The organism is Salinimicrobium sediminilitoris, assembly GCF_020866905.1.
GTDB classification, from domain to species: domain Bacteria; phylum Bacteroidota; class Bacteroidia; order Flavobacteriales; family Flavobacteriaceae; genus Salinimicrobium; species Salinimicrobium sediminilitoris.
In genome coordinates this window covers 23958-39050 of the sequence record NZ_JAIVCC010000005.1, presented here as the reverse complement: position 1 = coordinate 39050, position 15093 = coordinate 23958, and the positions used below count along the sequence as shown (strand labels likewise).

18 protein-coding genes are annotated in these 15093 nt (G+C 42.0%); 13 read left to right on the top strand and 5 right to left on the bottom strand.

The annotated features are described in order from the left end of the window. Positions 1–2 precede the first annotated feature (2 nt). From LA313_RS05255 to LA313_RS16410, 4 genes are all read right to left on the bottom strand, one after another. Positions 3–518 (bottom strand): DUF2975 domain-containing protein, encoded by a 516-nt coding sequence (locus LA313_RS05255; RefSeq protein ID WP_228913628.1) that lies wholly within the window; start codon positions 516–518, stop codon positions 3–5. Between the two features lie 4 nt (positions 519–522). Continuing rightward, on the bottom strand, positions 523–933 hold the full coding sequence (locus LA313_RS05250; RefSeq protein ID WP_228913627.1) for a DUF2975 domain-containing protein: 411 nt from the start codon (positions 931–933) through the stop codon (positions 523–525). 370 nt (positions 934–1303) lie between these two features. Next, a complete protein-coding gene (locus LA313_RS05245) occupies positions 1304–2548 on the bottom strand; it encodes a M61 family metallopeptidase (protein WP_333473552.1) in 1245 nt (414 codons plus the stop codon). Between the two features lie 101 nt (positions 2549–2649). Continuing rightward, on the bottom strand, positions 2650–3075 hold the full coding sequence (locus tag LA313_RS16410; RefSeq protein WP_408641367.1) for a M61 family metallopeptidase: 426 nt from the start codon (positions 3073–3075) through the stop codon (positions 2650–2652). 300 nt (positions 3076–3375) lie between these two features. Between LA313_RS16410 and LA313_RS05240 the strand changes: the two genes are divergently transcribed. Genes LA313_RS05240 through mnhG form a run of 7 tightly spaced genes read left to right on the top strand, consistent with a single transcriptional unit; the run spans position 3376 to position 9114 of the window. Continuing rightward, positions 3376–5694 (top strand): putative monovalent cation/H+ antiporter subunit A, encoded by a 2319-nt coding sequence (locus tag LA313_RS05240; RefSeq protein WP_228913626.1) that lies wholly within the window; start codon positions 3376–3378, stop codon positions 5692–5694. Between the two features lie 3 nt (positions 5695–5697). Then, on the top strand, positions 5698–6111 hold the full coding sequence (locus LA313_RS05235; protein WP_228913625.1) for a Na+/H+ antiporter subunit B: 414 nt from the start codon (positions 5698–5700) through the stop codon (positions 6109–6111). A 3-nt stretch (positions 6112–6114) separates the two neighbouring features. Then, positions 6115–6468, top strand: a complete 354-nt coding sequence (locus LA313_RS05230; RefSeq protein WP_228913624.1) for a Na+/H+ antiporter subunit C — start codon at positions 6115–6117, stop codon at positions 6466–6468. Then, positions 6465–7973, top strand: a complete 1509-nt coding sequence (locus LA313_RS05225) for a proton-conducting transporter transmembrane domain-containing protein (RefSeq protein ID WP_228913623.1) — start codon at positions 6465–6467, stop codon at positions 7971–7973. Before LA313_RS05230 ends, LA313_RS05225 begins: the two co-directional genes overlap by 4 nt. A 6-nt stretch (positions 7974–7979) precedes the next feature. Next, positions 7980–8456, top strand: a complete 477-nt coding sequence (locus LA313_RS05220; protein WP_228913622.1) for a Na+/H+ antiporter subunit E — start codon at positions 7980–7982, stop codon at positions 8454–8456. Then, positions 8453–8731, top strand: a complete 279-nt coding sequence (locus LA313_RS05215) for a cation:proton antiporter (protein WP_228913621.1) — start codon at positions 8453–8455, stop codon at positions 8729–8731. Before LA313_RS05220 ends, LA313_RS05215 begins: the two co-directional genes overlap by 4 nt. Next, on the top strand, positions 8728–9114 hold the full coding sequence (gene mnhG / locus LA313_RS05210; protein ID WP_255702479.1) for a monovalent cation/H(+) antiporter subunit G: 387 nt from the start codon (positions 8728–8730) through the stop codon (positions 9112–9114). The genes LA313_RS05215 and mnhG overlap by 4 nt, the downstream gene beginning before the upstream one ends. Here mnhG and LA313_RS05205 read toward each other — a convergent pair. Further along, positions 9111–9560, bottom strand: coding sequence for an MgtC/SapB family protein (locus LA313_RS05205; RefSeq protein WP_228913620.1), 450 nt, complete (start codon positions 9558–9560; stop codon positions 9111–9113). The two genes, mnhG and LA313_RS05205, sit on opposite strands and share 4 nt — an antisense overlap. A gap of 23 nt (positions 9561–9583) precedes the next feature. Here LA313_RS05205 and LA313_RS05200 point away from each other — a divergent pair, with 23 nt between their 5' ends. From LA313_RS05200 to LA313_RS05175, 6 genes are all read left to right on the top strand, one after another. Then, entirely contained in the window at positions 9584–10723 is a 1140-nt protein-coding gene (locus tag LA313_RS05200) for an aminotransferase class I/II-fold pyridoxal phosphate-dependent enzyme (protein WP_228913619.1), read from the top strand. Beyond that, positions 10720–11133 carry a putative signal transducing protein gene (locus LA313_RS05195; protein WP_228913618.1) on the top strand — a complete coding sequence of 138 codons (414 nt, stop codon included), beginning with the start codon at positions 10720–10722 and terminating at the stop codon, positions 11131–11133. Before LA313_RS05200 ends, LA313_RS05195 begins: the two co-directional genes overlap by 4 nt. After that, complete coding sequence (gene bioD, locus LA313_RS05190; RefSeq protein WP_228913617.1) at positions 11130–11759, top strand: dethiobiotin synthase; 630 nt, start codon at positions 11130–11132, stop codon at positions 11757–11759. The genes LA313_RS05195 and bioD overlap by 4 nt, the downstream gene beginning before the upstream one ends. Beyond that, the gene (gene bioA / locus LA313_RS05185; protein WP_228913616.1) at positions 11749–13023 is read left to right on the top strand and encodes an adenosylmethionine--8-amino-7-oxononanoate transaminase; all 1275 of its coding nucleotides are present in this window, start codon (positions 11749–11751) and stop codon (positions 13021–13023) included. Before bioD ends, bioA begins: the two co-directional genes overlap by 11 nt. Before the next feature lie 201 nt (positions 13024–13224). Beyond that, positions 13225–13812 carry an SET domain-containing protein gene (locus tag LA313_RS05180; protein ID WP_228913615.1) on the top strand — a complete coding sequence of 196 codons (588 nt, stop codon included), beginning with the start codon at positions 13225–13227 and terminating at the stop codon, positions 13810–13812. 57 nt (positions 13813–13869) lie between these two features. Next, entirely contained in the window at positions 13870–15030 is a 1161-nt protein-coding gene (locus LA313_RS05175) for a beta-ketoacyl synthase N-terminal-like domain-containing protein (protein WP_228913614.1), read from the top strand. The last annotated feature ends 63 nt before the right edge of the window (positions 15031–15093 follow it).

Here is a 15093-nt window from a genome sequence, read left to right as displayed (position 1 = left end):
GCTTACACAGTTAGTTCGTTCTCTTCCTTTAAATCTTTTGCATTTTTAAAGATTTTGCTCAGGTAGATAAAGAATAAGCCAATGGCGAGGATAAACCAAAATGAACCAAATGAAAACTTCACCCCTAAGTTACTTCCCGCTGTGGAATCGATCAGGATTTTTCCCAGAAAATCTATAATTCCCTGTGCAATGGTAATAAGAATGATGAGCTGTCCCACCATATTTAAAGTGGCGATCTGGAAACGGGTGAAAAGTTTTCCTTTTAAGAAGTTTCTTACCAGTTTTCTCAGAATAAAAACCGTGTATAGTATCAATCCTCCAATTATTAATTCTGCTGAAACGAGAATTATTGTTATTGGCGTAAATTCCGTAAGTACATTACCGTTAACTGTAATAGGGAAAAAACTTTCTCCCTGAGTCAGTGTAAGTGTAAAAAAGATAACTGCACCTAAAAAGGAAAATGCGAGAAGAATAAAGCAGATATCCAGAATGGTCTTTAAAAGAATTGGTTGTTTCATAGTATTATACAGTTAATTCATTTTCCTCTTTATATACCTTCCCTCTGGCGAAGACTTCCCCTAGAACCAGTAAGAAACACCCAATACCTGTGTATAACAACATTTCAGAAAAAGAGAAACCTGTGTTAATTCCAGCAAATGGTAAGGAGATAATGAACGCAAGAAAATTTTCGATTATAGTAATAAAGATCAATAAGCGTCCGGCATACCTCAAACCTCTTACCTGATCTTTGGTGAATAATTTTCCGCCCATACTTTCAGCAAGTTTTCGCAGGATGGAGAAGAAATAAAAATAGCCGCCTGTAACGATCAAAAAGAAGATGAGAAAGCTTAGGAGGGAAGTTTTTGAATCTGGCACGATGTCGGGACTTAATTCAAAGGGATAGTTAATATTTCCGCCAGCTAATACATACATCAAAAATATTGAGGCGAAAAATAGAAAAATCAATAAGATGAGATGTACTAATGCGAGTACGACTCGGAAAAATTTAAAAGCCTTCATTCAATAAATATTATTGTTTATCAATAACAAATATAGATAAATTATTGAAAAACAATAATTTTTTTCGGAAAGCTTCTTATGAAATATGCGTTCTTTGAACTAATGTGCATGAATAGGAGGCTCTCTGTTCCTCCGGCTAAGGGCGAAGGGAGTTCATGGTTTTGCAGATCCCACTATCTCTCTAAGAGAAATGAGTCTCAGAGAGGCGGGATATTTATAGAAGAAAATATATTTATAGGGACCAGAGCTCCAGAGGAACGGCATAAGAATTTCATTTGAAAAATCACTTTTTTGACAACCATGCTTCCCGCTCTTTCACGGCTTTGGCGGTTGCCTTTGGATCTATTGAAATAGTATAAGCAGGGTCTTTTTCCAAGATCACATTTTTCTTCATCTTCCTCCCAAATCTTTCAATTTCCAGTGTTATTGTATCCTGCGGATTAAATTTGCTGAATTCATCTTTCCATGAATTATCTTTCTCCAGTACGATTCCATTTAATGAAATTATCCGGTCTCCTTCACTCAAGCCAGAGGTATAGGCGGGAGAACCTTTATATGGATTGCCGCTAATGTAAAACCCGTCATCATCTGTTCTTACTGAGGCTCCAAAAAAGGCATTTTTGGCACCCCTTTTTATTTGTAGTCCTACGTGGGCAAAAAGTTTTTCATAATCTGGCATTTTACTGCTGTAGATGTAATCATTAAAATAAGATTCGGCGAATTCCTTTCCGGCATAAGTCGCTAGTAAATTTTGCAGATCATTAAGCTCATAAGGTACTTCGGGTTCCCCGTAGGTTTCCCACACTAATCTCATAAACTTATCCAGATTTTGCCCTTTTTGACGCAGCTGTAGATCTAGTGCTAACCCGAGCATACTTCCGTAGGAATAATAAGAGATAAACGTGTTCTCCCGGTTCACAGGATCGATAGATGCTGCAGCATCAACAAAAGGCGCCTGATAACTCATCTCCACCGGATTAAAATATTCCCTGGCAGGAGAATTCCAGACGTAGTTAAAGGTGCTGTTGAGGCTTTTTACATATTCCTCTGGTGTGAGTATTCCCGCCCGCGCCAGAGTGACACCTGTGTAATAGCTTGTAAATCCTTCGGCGAACCAGAGGAGGCCGCTCATATTGGCTTCAGTAAAATCAAAGGGTTCAAGAGATTCGGGCCTTATTCTCTCCACGTTCCAAGCATGAAAGAACTCGTGAGCGACAGTGCCAATATTTTCCTTCATTCCTCCTTCGCCAAGACTGGTGACATCTGTAAGGACGGTGCTATTCCTGTGTTCCATCCCGTCACCGGAGACATTTGGCAAATAGCAGGCCAGGAAAGTGTACTCGCCAAAATCGAATTCCGGTAGCTCTCCAAAAATGGCTTTTTGCTGTCTCACTATTTCCTTAACCTGCTCCCAGTATTCGTCGAATTCCTGTTCTGTTCCCGGATGGTGTAAAATAAATCTTATCACTTCTCCCTCTATCTCAAACTCCCGGCTATCGAAATCACTAATCTCAGTAGGGCTATCCATGAAGTAATAAAGATCTGGAGCGTAATATTTGTTATTTTCGAGCTGCTTCAGCTGGGTCGCAATCTTCCATTTAGGATGAGCCTGAGTGTCAAAAGTGACTTCTACAGGTCGTTTTTAAGGGCTTCAGAATACATGAAAGTCGCCGGAATATTGAGGTGAGCGTGAGTTTCATCTATTTGTGTATATGTTCCATCGGCCCTGTTTCCGAAGAGGGTGTATTCCAGGTTTATTGTTCCGTCGTGATCTGTGATGGTCCATGAATATGGATCTGGCCGAATTATTTCCAGTTTTTCTCCTTTGGAATTGGTTGCTTTAACTCCATACACATTTTTCGCGAATTCGTGCAGGGCATAACGTCCCGGGGAAGTGCGACTCATGCGCACTCTCAAACTGTCCTGCTCAAGATCTGGAAAATTGACCTTCACATTTGCTTCGTGATGCCCGGCATTTTCAAATGAAATGGTGTAGGTGTTGGTTTGGGAAAAACCTGCGGAAGTCAAAAGCAGGAAAAGAAATAGAAATCGCATAAAAAAAATTTTGCCTGAAAATAAAAAATTTTCTGCAGACTGCTGCTCCTGAAGGAACTATCTGCCTGTGCAGGAGCAGAAACCCATGTTGTTTCACAAAGTACCTGAGTTTCAGAATCAAAAATTTCTGCTGCTGAAGCTGTTCTATTTTTTGAAATTCAAAAATTGCAATTTGAGCTGGGTTTTTCCTATAATAAATTGAGTAAGAAATAGAATTCCACAATAGTAAAAAGTCCCTGTGGGTTTAAATCCTCAGTTTTTCCTGCTATATTTGTGTTTCCAGATATTTGAACGTTCCCTATGCTTTCAGCTATACTCTTAGGTTTTATCTTTTCCATTTTCCTGGTTTTCGCCGGGAAATTCTTTAAAGGTAAACTTGCTGTACTTTCTTCGCTCGTTCCACTGGCGCTGTTTTTATATTTCCTTTCTTTTTTACCACGAGTATCCGGTGGGGAAGTGATAAGGCAAAATATTGAATGGGTGCCTTCTCTGGGTCTTAACTTAAATTTCGCCCTCGACGGACTTTCCCTTTTGTTTTCGCTGTTGATCACCGGGATTGGTTTTCTCGTCTTCGCCTATACGGCGGCATATTTAAAAGGACATGATTATCTCGATAGGTTTTATGGTTATTTAGGTATGTTTATGGGTGCCATGCTAGGTCTGGTGCTAAGTGATAACCTGCTGTCCATGTTCATATTTTGGGAACTTACCAGTATAAGTTCCTTTTTCCTTATTGGCTTTAATAATACCAGTGAAGCTTCAAGAAAATCGGCTGTGCTGGCCCTTGCCATCACCGGCTCCGGTGGGTTCTTGCTCTTGGCAGGCGCCCTTTTATTGGGAGGAGTGGCAGGTACTTACAGCATTACCGAAATGGTTGGGCTAAGCGACACTATAATTCAAAGTGATTATTACCTCTGGATCGTTATATTCATATTTGGGGCAGCCTTTACAAAATCTGCACAGTTTCCTTTTCATTTCTGGCTTCCGGGGGCCATGAAGGCACCCACGCCGGTATCTACCTACCTCCACTCGGCCACCATGGTAAAAGCAGGGATTTACCTGTTGTTGCGTTTTACCCCTGTTTTAGGAGGAGAAGAAATTTGGAACACTACGTTAATAATAGTTGGTGGCGTAACCATGTTTTATGCTGCCGTACATACCTTATTTAGGACCGATCTCAAAGGTGTACTTGCCTATTCCACTATTTCGGTTCTCGGGATCCTGGTTTTTTTAATTGGCCTGGGAACCCAATATGCCCTGACTGCCGCCGCGGTCTATATTATTGTTCACGCGCTTTATAAAGCTACTCTATTCCTTGTTACGGGGATCATAGATCACGAAGCCGGAACCCGTGATGTTACGCGCCTTGCCGGGCTGCGGAAAGTAATGCTGCCCGTGGCAATCGCCGGATTCCTGGCAGCCCTTTCCAGTGCAGGAATGCCGCCTTTTGTGGGATTTGTGGGGAAAGATCTGGTTTATGAATCAACGCTGCACATGGGCTCCTGGTCTATTGTGCTTACCATTATCGCAATTGCAACAAATATCCTTGTGTTATATGCTGGATTTGTGGCAGGTATTAAACCTTTTACGGGGAAACTTCCCGATGGTCTCTCTAAAGTTCATCTTCCGAGTTTTCTCATGTGGCTTCCGCCTGTGATTCTGGCGGTGCTGGGATTGATCGTGGGAATCTTTCCTGCCCTTATTGACGGTCCCCTTATTAAACCTGTTGTAGACGCGGTGGGAATGACCGGGAGTGAAGTGCATCTAAAGTTGTGGCATGGATTTAATCTTGTTCTCGGGTTAAGTGCTTTAACGCTTGCAGTAGGATTTGTGCTTTACTTAACCGTTAAACCATCCCGAAGCAAAGAGAGAGGAATTGCCAAATTGGATTTTATTGCGCCTCTTAACCTTATAACCGACTTCGGAAATCTTTTTAAAACATTTTCGAACTGGTGGACCCGGATCTTCCAAAATGGATTCCTTCGGAATTATGTTTCGACCATAATCCTTTTCCTGGTGGTTCTTGTTGGTTATTCTTTGTTTACAAAACATGACGGAATTCCTATAGATTTTTCCTCTTTTTCAAGGATGACCTATTATGAAATGATCATTATGGGGATCATGTTCCTGGCTGTACTATTTGTTGTGGGAGCCAGGTCAAGGTTAACAGCTGTGGTAGCTATGGGTGTTGTGGGATATGCTATATGCCTTATGTTTGTGATTTACAGCGCTCCGGATCTTGCCATGACACAATTTTCAATTGATACTCTTACCGTAATTCTCTTTGTGCTGGTATTGTCAAGTTTGCCAAAATATTTATCTATTTCAGACTACAGGATGAAGGCCATAGATGGAATTCTTTCTATTTCTTTTGGCGTCCTAATAACCTTAATTGCGCTTGAAGTACTTAGTGAACCGGTTAATAAGGAGGTAAGCAATTTCTATGCGGACAATGCATATGTTCTGGCAAAAGGAAAGAATGTTGTAAACGTGATCCTGGTCGACTTTAGGGGAGTTGATACTTTAATGGAGATCTCGGTACTTACTATAGCAGCTATTGGCGTATTCAGCCTTTTGAAGTTAAGGTTAAGAAGAGATGACAGGGAATTAAAAGATTAGAACATGAAAACGATAATATTACGTACCGCCTCAAATTATATGTTGCCGTTGCTTCTCGTGTTTTCGGTTTTCATTTTGTTGCGGGGTCATTATTTACCCGGTGGAGGTTTTGTAGGTGGATTGATTGCCTCAATTGCATTTGTGCTTCATGCCTTCGCAAATGGCCTTGAAGATACGCGAAAGCTCTTACGCTTCCATCCAGGATTTCTTATGCCTGCAGGATTAACAGTATCCTTCCTGAGTGGTATATCACCCATCGTATTTGCTAATAAGCCTTTAATGACTGGAATATGGTACCCACATCATTTGCCCATCGTGGGAAACCTTGGATCAGCTTTATTTTTTGATATCGGGGTTTATCTGGTAGTTATTGGAGTAACCCTCACCATTATATTCACAATATCTGAATCTGCTTAAACTATGGAAATACTTTTAGCGATCATGATTGGCACTCTTTACGCTGCGGGCATTTATATGATCCTTAGGCGTAGTCTGGTGAAGCTCATCATTGGGATTATCCTTCTGGGGAATGGAGCCAACCTGCTTATTTTCCTGCTGGGGCGCATTGCCAAGGGTGCACCACCAATAATTCCGGAAGATTCAAAAGTGTTTCTTGAAGCGTACTCAGATCCGCTTCCGCAGGCCCTTATTCTTACAGCCATTGTAATTAGTTTCGGTTTGCAGTCTTTCGCCATAGTTCTTGTGAAAAGGGCGCACAAAGTGGTAAAGACAGATGATCTTGATGAAATGAATGCAACAGACGAATACTCATGATCGAACAGTTAGTTATATATCCCCTTGTTATTCAAATGCTCCTGGCGATCGTCCTGATGTTCTTTTGGAGCAGGATTAAGTGGCAGAGAGTTATAAGTATAATAGGGAGTGTTGTTAACCTGGGTATGGCTGTATGGCTTTTTGTCCTGGTGTGGCAGAATGGAACCCAATCCATACAGTCGGGAAACTGGGAGGCACCTTTTGGAATCACTTTTGTAGCCGACACCTTCGCAGCGACCCTGGTTTTATTGACAGCTATTGCCGGCCTGGCTGTTTCCAGCTTCTCGGCAGGCTCTGTCATCTCCGCCCGCCTCAAATTTGGGTTTTTCCCCATTTATCACTTTTTGTTACTTGGGCTTAACGGTGCCTTTCTCACCGGGGATATTTTCAACCTTTATGTGTGGTTTGAAATTATCATCATTACTTCCTTCGTGCTGCTCACCATAGGAGGAGAAAAAGCACAGCTGGAAGGAGCGGTAAAATATTTCACCCTTAATATCCTTGCGTCAATTATTTTCCTTACTGCTATCGCTGTTTTGTATGGACTTACCGGAAGCCTTAACATGGCCGATCTTGCCTCCAAAGTGGCTGCGGTAGAAAATCGTACGCTTGTACAGGTGAATGCCCTGCTTTTCCTGGTTGGCTTTGGAATTAAATCTGCGCTGTTTCCGCTTTATTTCTGGCTGCCGGCATCATATCATACGCCACCTTCGGCTGTTTCAGCTATTTTTGGGGGGCTTTTAACCAAAGTAGGGGTGTATGCCTTGATCAGGGTATTTACCCTCATCTTTGAAGTAGATCCATTCCTTGAGAATGTTCTTCTTGCTGTTGCGGTTCTAACGCTGTTTAGCGGCGCCGTGGGTGCGATCGTGCAGAACAACATTCGTAAAATATTTTCATACCTCGTAATATGCCATATAGGATACATGATTGCGGGTCTTGGAATGATGACCGAAGTAGCCATAACAGGAGCTATATTTTACCTTATCCACGACATCATGGTAAAGACAAACCTGTTCATGGTAAGTGGGGTGATCTATAAAATTAAGGCAAATCACAATATTAAAAAGCTGGGGGATCTTTATGCAGAATATCCAAAGCTGAGCCTGTTGTTTGCGGTGCCCCTTTTCTCATTGGTGGGTGTGCCTCCTTTGTCTGGCTTTTGGCCTAAACTCTCTCTTATTTCTGAAGGTTGGAATACAGAGAATTTTACTGTTATCGCCGCTATTCTGTTCGCGAGTTTTATTACACTTGTTGTAATAGTGAAATTGTGGGGAGAGGTGTTCTGGAAGACCGGTGAGAAGTTACCTGAAGTGAGAAATTTTCCGTACTTTAATAAATTAAGCAGAGTGAAACGAACTCAAATGCTGGCTCCTATAATCTTCCTGACTTTGGTGACTCTGTACCTTGGATTTGGTGCAGGAAATATTCAGAATTTAGCTGAAAGGATAGCATTTGAACTTATGGATAACCAGGAATATATAAATACTGTTTTAAGAAAATAAAAGAAAATGAAAAACCGGTTTTTGGCAAACTTACTTCTAACATTTATTTGGGTGGCTCTTACCGGGGGCTTCACTTTTGCCAATATTTTCTTTGGTTTTTTCCTGAGTTATTTTGTGCTTTTTGTGATTACACGGGGTGGCGGCCGCGCCAGGTATTTTAGGCTCGTACCAAGACTTATTAGTTTCTTTTTCTATTTTCTGTACCAGCTCATAAAAGCGAACGTACAGGTAGCCTGGGAAGTGGGGACTCCAAAATTACATATGACGCCGGGAATTGTAGGAGTACCCCTCGATGTAAGGTCCGATGGACAGATCACTCTTTTGGCAAATATGATCACCCTTACCCCCGGGACCCTAAGCCTGGATGTTTCCGAAGATAAAAAAGTTCTTTACGTGCACTCCATGTATATTACGAACAGGGAAGATTTCATTCGGGACATCAAGAACGGATTTGAAAAACGCATTATAGAGATCTCATCATGACCTTAGATAATTACCTGTACTTTGTTATTCTTCCGGCATTATCACTTGCGATCCTGCTGGTGTTCTACAGGTTCTTTCAGGGGCCTACGATTTCCGACAGGGTAGTAGCGGTAGATCTTCTGGTAACCATTGGAATAGGATTTATTGCCGTTTATAGCATACTTTCTCACCAACCCACCTTTTTGGATATTGCTTTGATCCTGGCTCTTATTGGGTTTTTGGCAACTGTGGCGTATTCATTTTATATTCAGAAGCGAAAAAACAGGGACGAATGATAGTAGATACAATCATAGGAATAATTGCAACTTTAGGAACTCTTTTCGTATTGCTCGCGGGAGTTGGTATTATGCGTATGCCAGATACATACCTTCGCATGGGGGTTACTACCAAAGCTGCGACGCTGGGAATTGGTCTTATCCTTGTAGCCTCGGCTATTTATTTTAATGATCTTTCCACCACAACACGTGTTTTAGCCGTTATAATCTTCATTTTATTGACGGCCCCCGTAGGTGCACATCTTATTGGAAAGGCTTCATATATTAAAGGAAACAAGCTTTGGAAGAAATCTGTCATGGATGACCTGGAGGGGAAATATAGAAAAACGGGTAAAAACATTAGTCTTCCCCGTAATATGGATCATGATAAGGAGACCCATTAATCGTCGATCTTCTCATCATCCCTGTGCCCAAACAGCCGTGCAATAAACCTGTCCACAGGATTAAAAACCACATTCACAAAAACAATTACGCCTACAAGCAAAAGTAATTCTGAATATTGTCCAATAGCGGCTAAACAACCAGCACCGGCACTACACCAAACAGTAGCAGCTGTAGTTAATCCCCGTACCACATTTCCTTTATGAAGAATAACCCCTGCGCCAAGAAAACCTATGCCGGTTACAACCTGGCCAATCACCCTTGTTGTATCCACATAATCATCTCCTGCAAAAGAAAGTGAGGTGAGTACAAAAACGGCAGCACCAAGAGAAACCAGGGCATTAGTCTTTAATCCTGCATTCTTGTTATGTATTTCCCGTTCAATTCCAATAAGAAGACCGGCCAATAATGCCGCACCAATTCTATAACCGAATTCCAGTAGCTCCATTTATATTCTTAATTTAGCTTTCAATGTCGAAATTACCATTAAAAATAGGCAAAAGCCTCGAGAGGAGAAAAGGCGAAGGGTCCATTAGAGAATTAAAATTTTCTAAAGATCTCCTGGACTTTTCCTCGAACGACTATTTGGGATTTTCCCGGAGCCATATCATTTGGAAGAAGGCAAATAAAATACTTGAAGAAAATCTCATTTTAAAAAATGGAGCCGGGGGTTCGCGCCTGCTTACTGGGAACCATGCCCTTTATTCCCCGGCCGAAGCATTAGTAGAGAATTTTCATAAAGCCGAAGCCGCCCTTATCTTCAATTCGGGGTATGATGCCAATCTTGGATTTTTTTCGGCTGTGCCGGGAAAGGGCGATCTTATTTTATATGATGAACTCATACATGCTTCTATCCGCGATGGAATCATGTTGAGTGCTGCTAAAGCTGTCAAGTTCAGGCATAACGATCTTAAAGATCTTGAAAAGAAAATCAACCGGCTCAAAAATGGCCTTTTAGGAGAGGTATTTCTGGTAACCGAAAGTATTTTTTCCATGGACGGCGATTCTCCCGATCTTCATGCCCTGGTTTCTCTTGCTGAAGAAAGTGGAAGTTTCTTAATCGTGGATGAGGCCCATGCCGTGGGAGTAAAAGGTGCGGGAATAATCGCTGAAGAAGGACTGCAGGATAGGGTTTTTGCCCGGCTGGTAACCTTTGGTAAGGCAATGGGAGCCCATGGTGCTGCCATTTTGGGAGCTGCGGATCTTAAAGATTACCTGGTGAATTTCGCCCGGAGCCTTATTTATAGTACTGCGCTGCCACCGCATTCCCTGGCCACCATTATTTCGGCTTACGGGGAACTTCAGGGAGAAGGTGCAACCCAGGTTCAAAGACTTCAGGAGAATATTGATTTCTTCAAAACTCAGGTGTCAAAAAGGGGATTTCAGAAGCATTTTTTGGAGAGTGATTCTGCTATTCACTGCTGTATTCTACCCGGAAATGAACGGGTGAAGGCGGCATCAAATACACTTGCAGAGAATGGATTTGATGTGCGACCAATACTTTCGCCTACTGTACTAAAAGGGGCTGAGCGGCTTCGGATTTGTTTGCATAGCTTTAATTCTGAAGTAGAAATAAATGGCTTAATCGAGGGTTTAAAAAGATTGTTATGAAAGGAAGTTTTTCAAATATTGCCGTGTTCCAGTATTCGGCGGAAGCCCAAATAATTAAAGGCAGGCTTGAAGCCGAAGGGATTGAAACTTTCCTGGCCGATAATCACACGATAGACACAGATCCTTTGGTAAGTAATGCCATTGGAGGAGTCAAGCTTAGGGTAAGAAAGGAGGACGAAGAAAAGGCGCTGCAGGTCCTGGAAGACATCAGTAAATATTCTGTTGATGATGAAGGGGTGCAGATCACCTGTCCAAAGTGTGGTGGCGAAAAGGTGCAGCTTTTTACCAGCGTCAAAAGTTTAAAATCCCTCTTCTTTTTTTGCATCTCTTTTTTAGTATATGTGCTGCCCATGCATATAAAACGCGAATACCATTGCGCGGCCTGCAACAACAAATTTAACTTAAAATGAAACAAACATATTTTATTACCGGTATAGGAACCGAAGTTGGAAAAACCATTGCTTCAGCAATAGTAACTGAAGCTCTTGAAGCCGATTACTGGAAACCAATCCAGGCAGGAGATCTTGAAAACTCAGATACTCACAAGGTGAAGAGGCTTATTACCAACAAAAAGAGCGTTTTTCATGAAAATGCTTTTGAACTTAATACTCCTATGAGTCCGCATGCTGCGGCAAAGATAGATGGAGTAAAGGTATCGGCTAAAAAAATAAAGCAGCCAAAGACTAAAAATTCACTGGTAATTGAAGGTGCGGGAGGCCTTTTGGTGCCAATCAATGATAAGGAAACAATTGCCGATCTTATCAAGCCCGATCATGAGGTGATCATTGTTTCAAAACATTATTTGGGTAGTATTAACCACACCTTACTTACAGTTGAGGCCCTCAAATCCCGGAATCTTTCCTGTGCCGGGATCATTTTTAGCGGAGAAGAAAACCCTTCTTCAGAAGAGATCATTAAAAAAATGACAGGGCTGCCTGTGATAGGCCGAATTGACCTTGAACCTTATTTTGACCGGAATGTAGTTTTGGAATATGCCGATAAATTCAGAAGCAAATTAAAGAAAAATGAAGACTGAAACTCTCTCCCAGCGGGATAAAAAGCACCTTTGGCACCCTTTGACACAACACAAACTCGCGGGGAATATGCTCGCGATTGTCAAAGCAAAAGGAGCAATTCTCTATGATGAGAACGGGAAGGAATATATAGATGGAATTTCAAGCTGGTACACGGCAGTTTATGGCCATTGCAATGAAGAGATCACAAAAAAGGTTGCAGCCCAAATGCTACAGCTCGACCAGGTGGTTTTTAGCGGATTTACCCACGAACCTGCAATTGCTCTTTCTGAAGCTCTGATCAACATTTTACCCAACAACCAGGAGAAGCTGTTTTTTAGTGATAACGGTTCTACTGCGACCGAGGTTGGCATCAAAATGGCTTTGCAGTACCACCACAACCTTGGCAATGACCGAAAGGTAATGCTGGCTTTCGAAGAAGGTTTTCACGGGGACACTTTTGGAGCCATGTCGGTTTCGGGACTTTCGGTTTACAATGGAGCTTTTGAAGATCACTTTTTAAAAGTACTGCGTTTGCCTGTGCCAACAGGGAATAACAATGCCAAGGTCCTTGAGCTTCTCAAAAAGGCCATTTCTGAAGAGAATTTAGCCGGCTTCATATATGAACCTCTCATACAGGGCGCCGCCGGAATGAAATTTGTCGATCCTGAAGGTTTAGATCAAATCCTGAAGGTTTGTAAAGAAAATAACATCCTTACAATTGCCGATGAGGTGATGACCGGCTTTGGTAAAACCGGGAAGCATTTTGCTTCAGATCATCTGGAGACAAAGCCCGATATCATTTGCATGTCCAAAGCCCTTACCGCCGGTCTCCTGCCAATGGCAGTCACTTCCTGTACTGTAAAAGTGTATAATGCATTTTATTCTGAAGAGCTTTCCAAAGGGCTTTTTCACGGTCACACCTATACTGCAAATCCTTTAGCATGTACAGCTGCACTGGCAGGAATTGAGCTCCTCACTTCGGCTGAAATGCAGGAGAATATTGGAAGAGTGATAGCTTCGCATCAGTCTTTCTTAAATAAGATCAAGCAGAATCCTAAGGTGAAGAATTCAAGGCAGCTAGGGACAATTCTGGCGTTTGAACTGGATGTGGAAATGGAACGTTATGGAAGTCTGCGAAACCGGCTTTTTGAGCATTTTATGACAATGGGAATATTCTTAAGGCCTTTGGGAAGTACGATCTATATTGCAGGTCCATACGTCACCACCAATGAACAATTGGAGAAGATCTATAAAAGTATAGAGGCTGCCCTGGAAAAATTCTAGCACTATAAAATTTTTCAATTTTTGCATCTCAATTTTTGTATTTTAGAATAGCGATTGGATTGTGGATTTCTAAAAAGCTTCACTATTGGGTGTTACAGGCTTTTGTAATCATCAACACCGGAATTTTAACTCCGAAAATATAAATGCATGATTATAATGTGCTTTTATCATTGAAACGGATTTTATACAAAAAATGATCTTATGATGCATCCAGATACAGAAGTCCGTTTTATTAACGACGTGGTTGGCTACGGGGTGGTGGCCAAAAAATTCATTCCCCGTGGTACGATAACCTGGGTACAGGATGATCTGGATCAATTGCTCACAGAAAATGAGGTGGAAAAAATGCACCCCGATGTGCAGGAGCAGGTGGAAAAATATTGTTTCCGGAATAATAAGGGGCAACTTGTTTTATGCTGGGATCTTGCAAAATATGTCAATCATAGCTTTAATGCGAACTGCCTGTCTTCAGCATATGACTTTGAGGTAGCGGTGCGGGATATTGAGCCGGGGGAGCAACTGACAGATGATTATGGCTATCTCAATATATCCGAACCTTTTAAGGCAGTAGATGAAGGCACCGGCCGCGATACGGTATATCCCGATGATCTTTTGAAATATCACGAGAAGTGGGACCGGCAGCTGGAAGGAGCCTTTGAGAATTTTGAACATGTAGAGCAGCCGCTAATCAAACTCGTATCCTCTGCAGTTCTTGAAAAGATCAAATCAAGTCTGGCAAAAAATGAACCTCTGGATTCCATTCTAAATTTGTACTACGAGGAAAAATAAAAGGCAGAGGTTCCAAAAATGTAGATTTTACCCCTTAATTTTGCCGAAAATTCTGCTTTGAAAATTCCTGTCTCCATTACCTCTGTGGCTTCTGTTTCTGCACTTGGATCAAAGCCTGAAGAGATTTGGGAAAATTATCTTTCTAAAAAACATTTTTTAAAGAAGCACAACTTCAATGGACAGACGTCCTTTGCTGCGTTCCTGCCTGATGCCTTGAAGGAAAAAATGGAAGAGTTGCGTGCTGAAAATTCCAACTACAGAAATGTTGATGATTCTGTGCTTTATGCCATACAGGCCTCACGGCAGGCGGTGAAAATGGCCGAATGGGAAAAAGGAGAAAACATAGGAATAAACATTGGCAGCTCCAGAGGGGCAACCGGGCTTTTTGAACAATACCATCAACATTTTCTGGAAGAAGGTGAAGCAGAAACTCTTGCGTCACCTGCAACCACCCTGGGAAATATTTCATCCTGGGTAGCCCAGGACTTGCAGAGTTCGGGTCCCGAAATATCGCATTCGGTTACTTGTTCCACAGGGCTTCATGCTGTGTTAAACGGTGTTGCCTGGCTGTCCTCAGGGATGGCCGATAAATTTCTTGCCGGGGGCAGTGAAGCTGCTCTAACCCCGTTCACAATAGCGCAGGTGCAGGCAATGAAAATAAATGCGAGGGAGGACCTCGATTATCCCTGTCAGGCACTTAACCTTCAAAAAGGGCAAAATTCAATGGTGCTTGGGGAAGGAGCCGCTACAATAGGAATGGAAGCGGGGGAGAAAGAAAATGCCCTTGCAGTAATTTCGGGTGTAGGTTATGCTACGGAGAAGCTTAAGCATCCTGTTTCTATTTCGGCAAATGGTACTGCTTTTCAGAAATCCATGCAAATGGCTTTGGGAAATCTGCCTCCGGGACAAGTGGATGCGATAGTAATGCATGCTCCGGGTACAATTAAAGGAGATCTTTCGGAAGTTAATGCCATAAAAGCCATTTTTGGAGAGCAACTTCCGGCGATGACTACCAATAAATGGAAACTTGGTCACACCTATGGCGCTTCAGGCGTGCTTAGTCTGGAACTGGCAATTATGATGTTGCAGTATCAAAAATTCATTCCGGTTCCCTTTGCTTCCGAAGAAAAAGAGCCTTCAGAATTAAAAAATATTATGGTGAACGCTGTTGGTTTTGGAGGCAATGCAGTATCGGTACTTGTAAGCCTTCCGAAGTAAAAGGGAAACTTTTTCAATTAAGCTCTCACATACAACGGCTTTTCATTATTTTTGAAGTAAATA

Bases quoted from the DNA above. Each gene is read 5' to 3' on its own strand.
- bioD (WP_228913617.1), top strand. From the start codon at position 11,130: ATGAAACAAACATATTTTATTACCGGTATAGGAACCGAAGTTGGAAAA.
- bioA (WP_228913616.1), top strand. From the start codon at position 11,749: ATGAAGACTGAAACTCTCTCCCAGCGGGATAAAAAGCACCTTTGGCAC.
- LA313_RS05205 (WP_228913620.1), bottom strand. From the start codon at position 9,560: ATGGAGCTACTGGAATTCGGTTATAGAATTGGTGCGGCATTATTGGCC.
- LA313_RS05255 (WP_228913628.1), bottom strand. From the start codon at position 518: ATGAAACAACCAATTCTTTTAAAGACCATTCTGGATATCTGCTTTATT.
- LA313_RS05200 (WP_228913619.1), top strand. From the start codon at position 9,584: ATGTCGAAATTACCATTAAAAATAGGCAAAAGCCTCGAGAGGAGAAAA.
- LA313_RS05180 (WP_228913615.1), top strand. From the start codon at position 13,225: ATGATGCATCCAGATACAGAAGTCCGTTTTATTAACGACGTGGTTGGC.
- LA313_RS16410 (WP_408641367.1), bottom strand. From the start codon at position 3,075: ATGCGATTTCTATTTCTTTTCCTGCTTTTGACTTCCGCAGGTTTTTCC.
- LA313_RS05220 (WP_228913622.1), top strand. From the start codon at position 7,980: ATGAAAAACCGGTTTTTGGCAAACTTACTTCTAACATTTATTTGGGTG.
- LA313_RS05240 (WP_228913626.1), top strand. From the start codon at position 3,376: ATGCTTTCAGCTATACTCTTAGGTTTTATCTTTTCCATTTTCCTGGTT.
- LA313_RS05245 (WP_333473552.1), bottom strand. From the start codon at position 2,548: ATGGATAGCCCTACTGAGATTAGTGATTTCGATAGCCGGGAGTTTGAG.
- LA313_RS05225 (WP_228913623.1), top strand. From the start codon at position 6,465: ATGATCGAACAGTTAGTTATATATCCCCTTGTTATTCAAATGCTCCTG.
- LA313_RS05230 (WP_228913624.1), top strand. From the start codon at position 6,115: ATGGAAATACTTTTAGCGATCATGATTGGCACTCTTTACGCTGCGGGC.
- LA313_RS05195 (WP_228913618.1), top strand. From the start codon at position 10,720: ATGAAAGGAAGTTTTTCAAATATTGCCGTGTTCCAGTATTCGGCGGAA.
- LA313_RS05235 (WP_228913625.1), top strand. From the start codon at position 5,698: ATGAAAACGATAATATTACGTACCGCCTCAAATTATATGTTGCCGTTG.
- LA313_RS05250 (WP_228913627.1), bottom strand. From the start codon at position 933: ATGTATGTATTAGCTGGCGGAAATATTAACTATCCCTTTGAATTAAGT.
- LA313_RS05215 (WP_228913621.1), top strand. From the start codon at position 8,453: ATGACCTTAGATAATTACCTGTACTTTGTTATTCTTCCGGCATTATCA.
- mnhG (WP_255702479.1), top strand. From the start codon at position 8,728: ATGATAGTAGATACAATCATAGGAATAATTGCAACTTTAGGAACTCTT.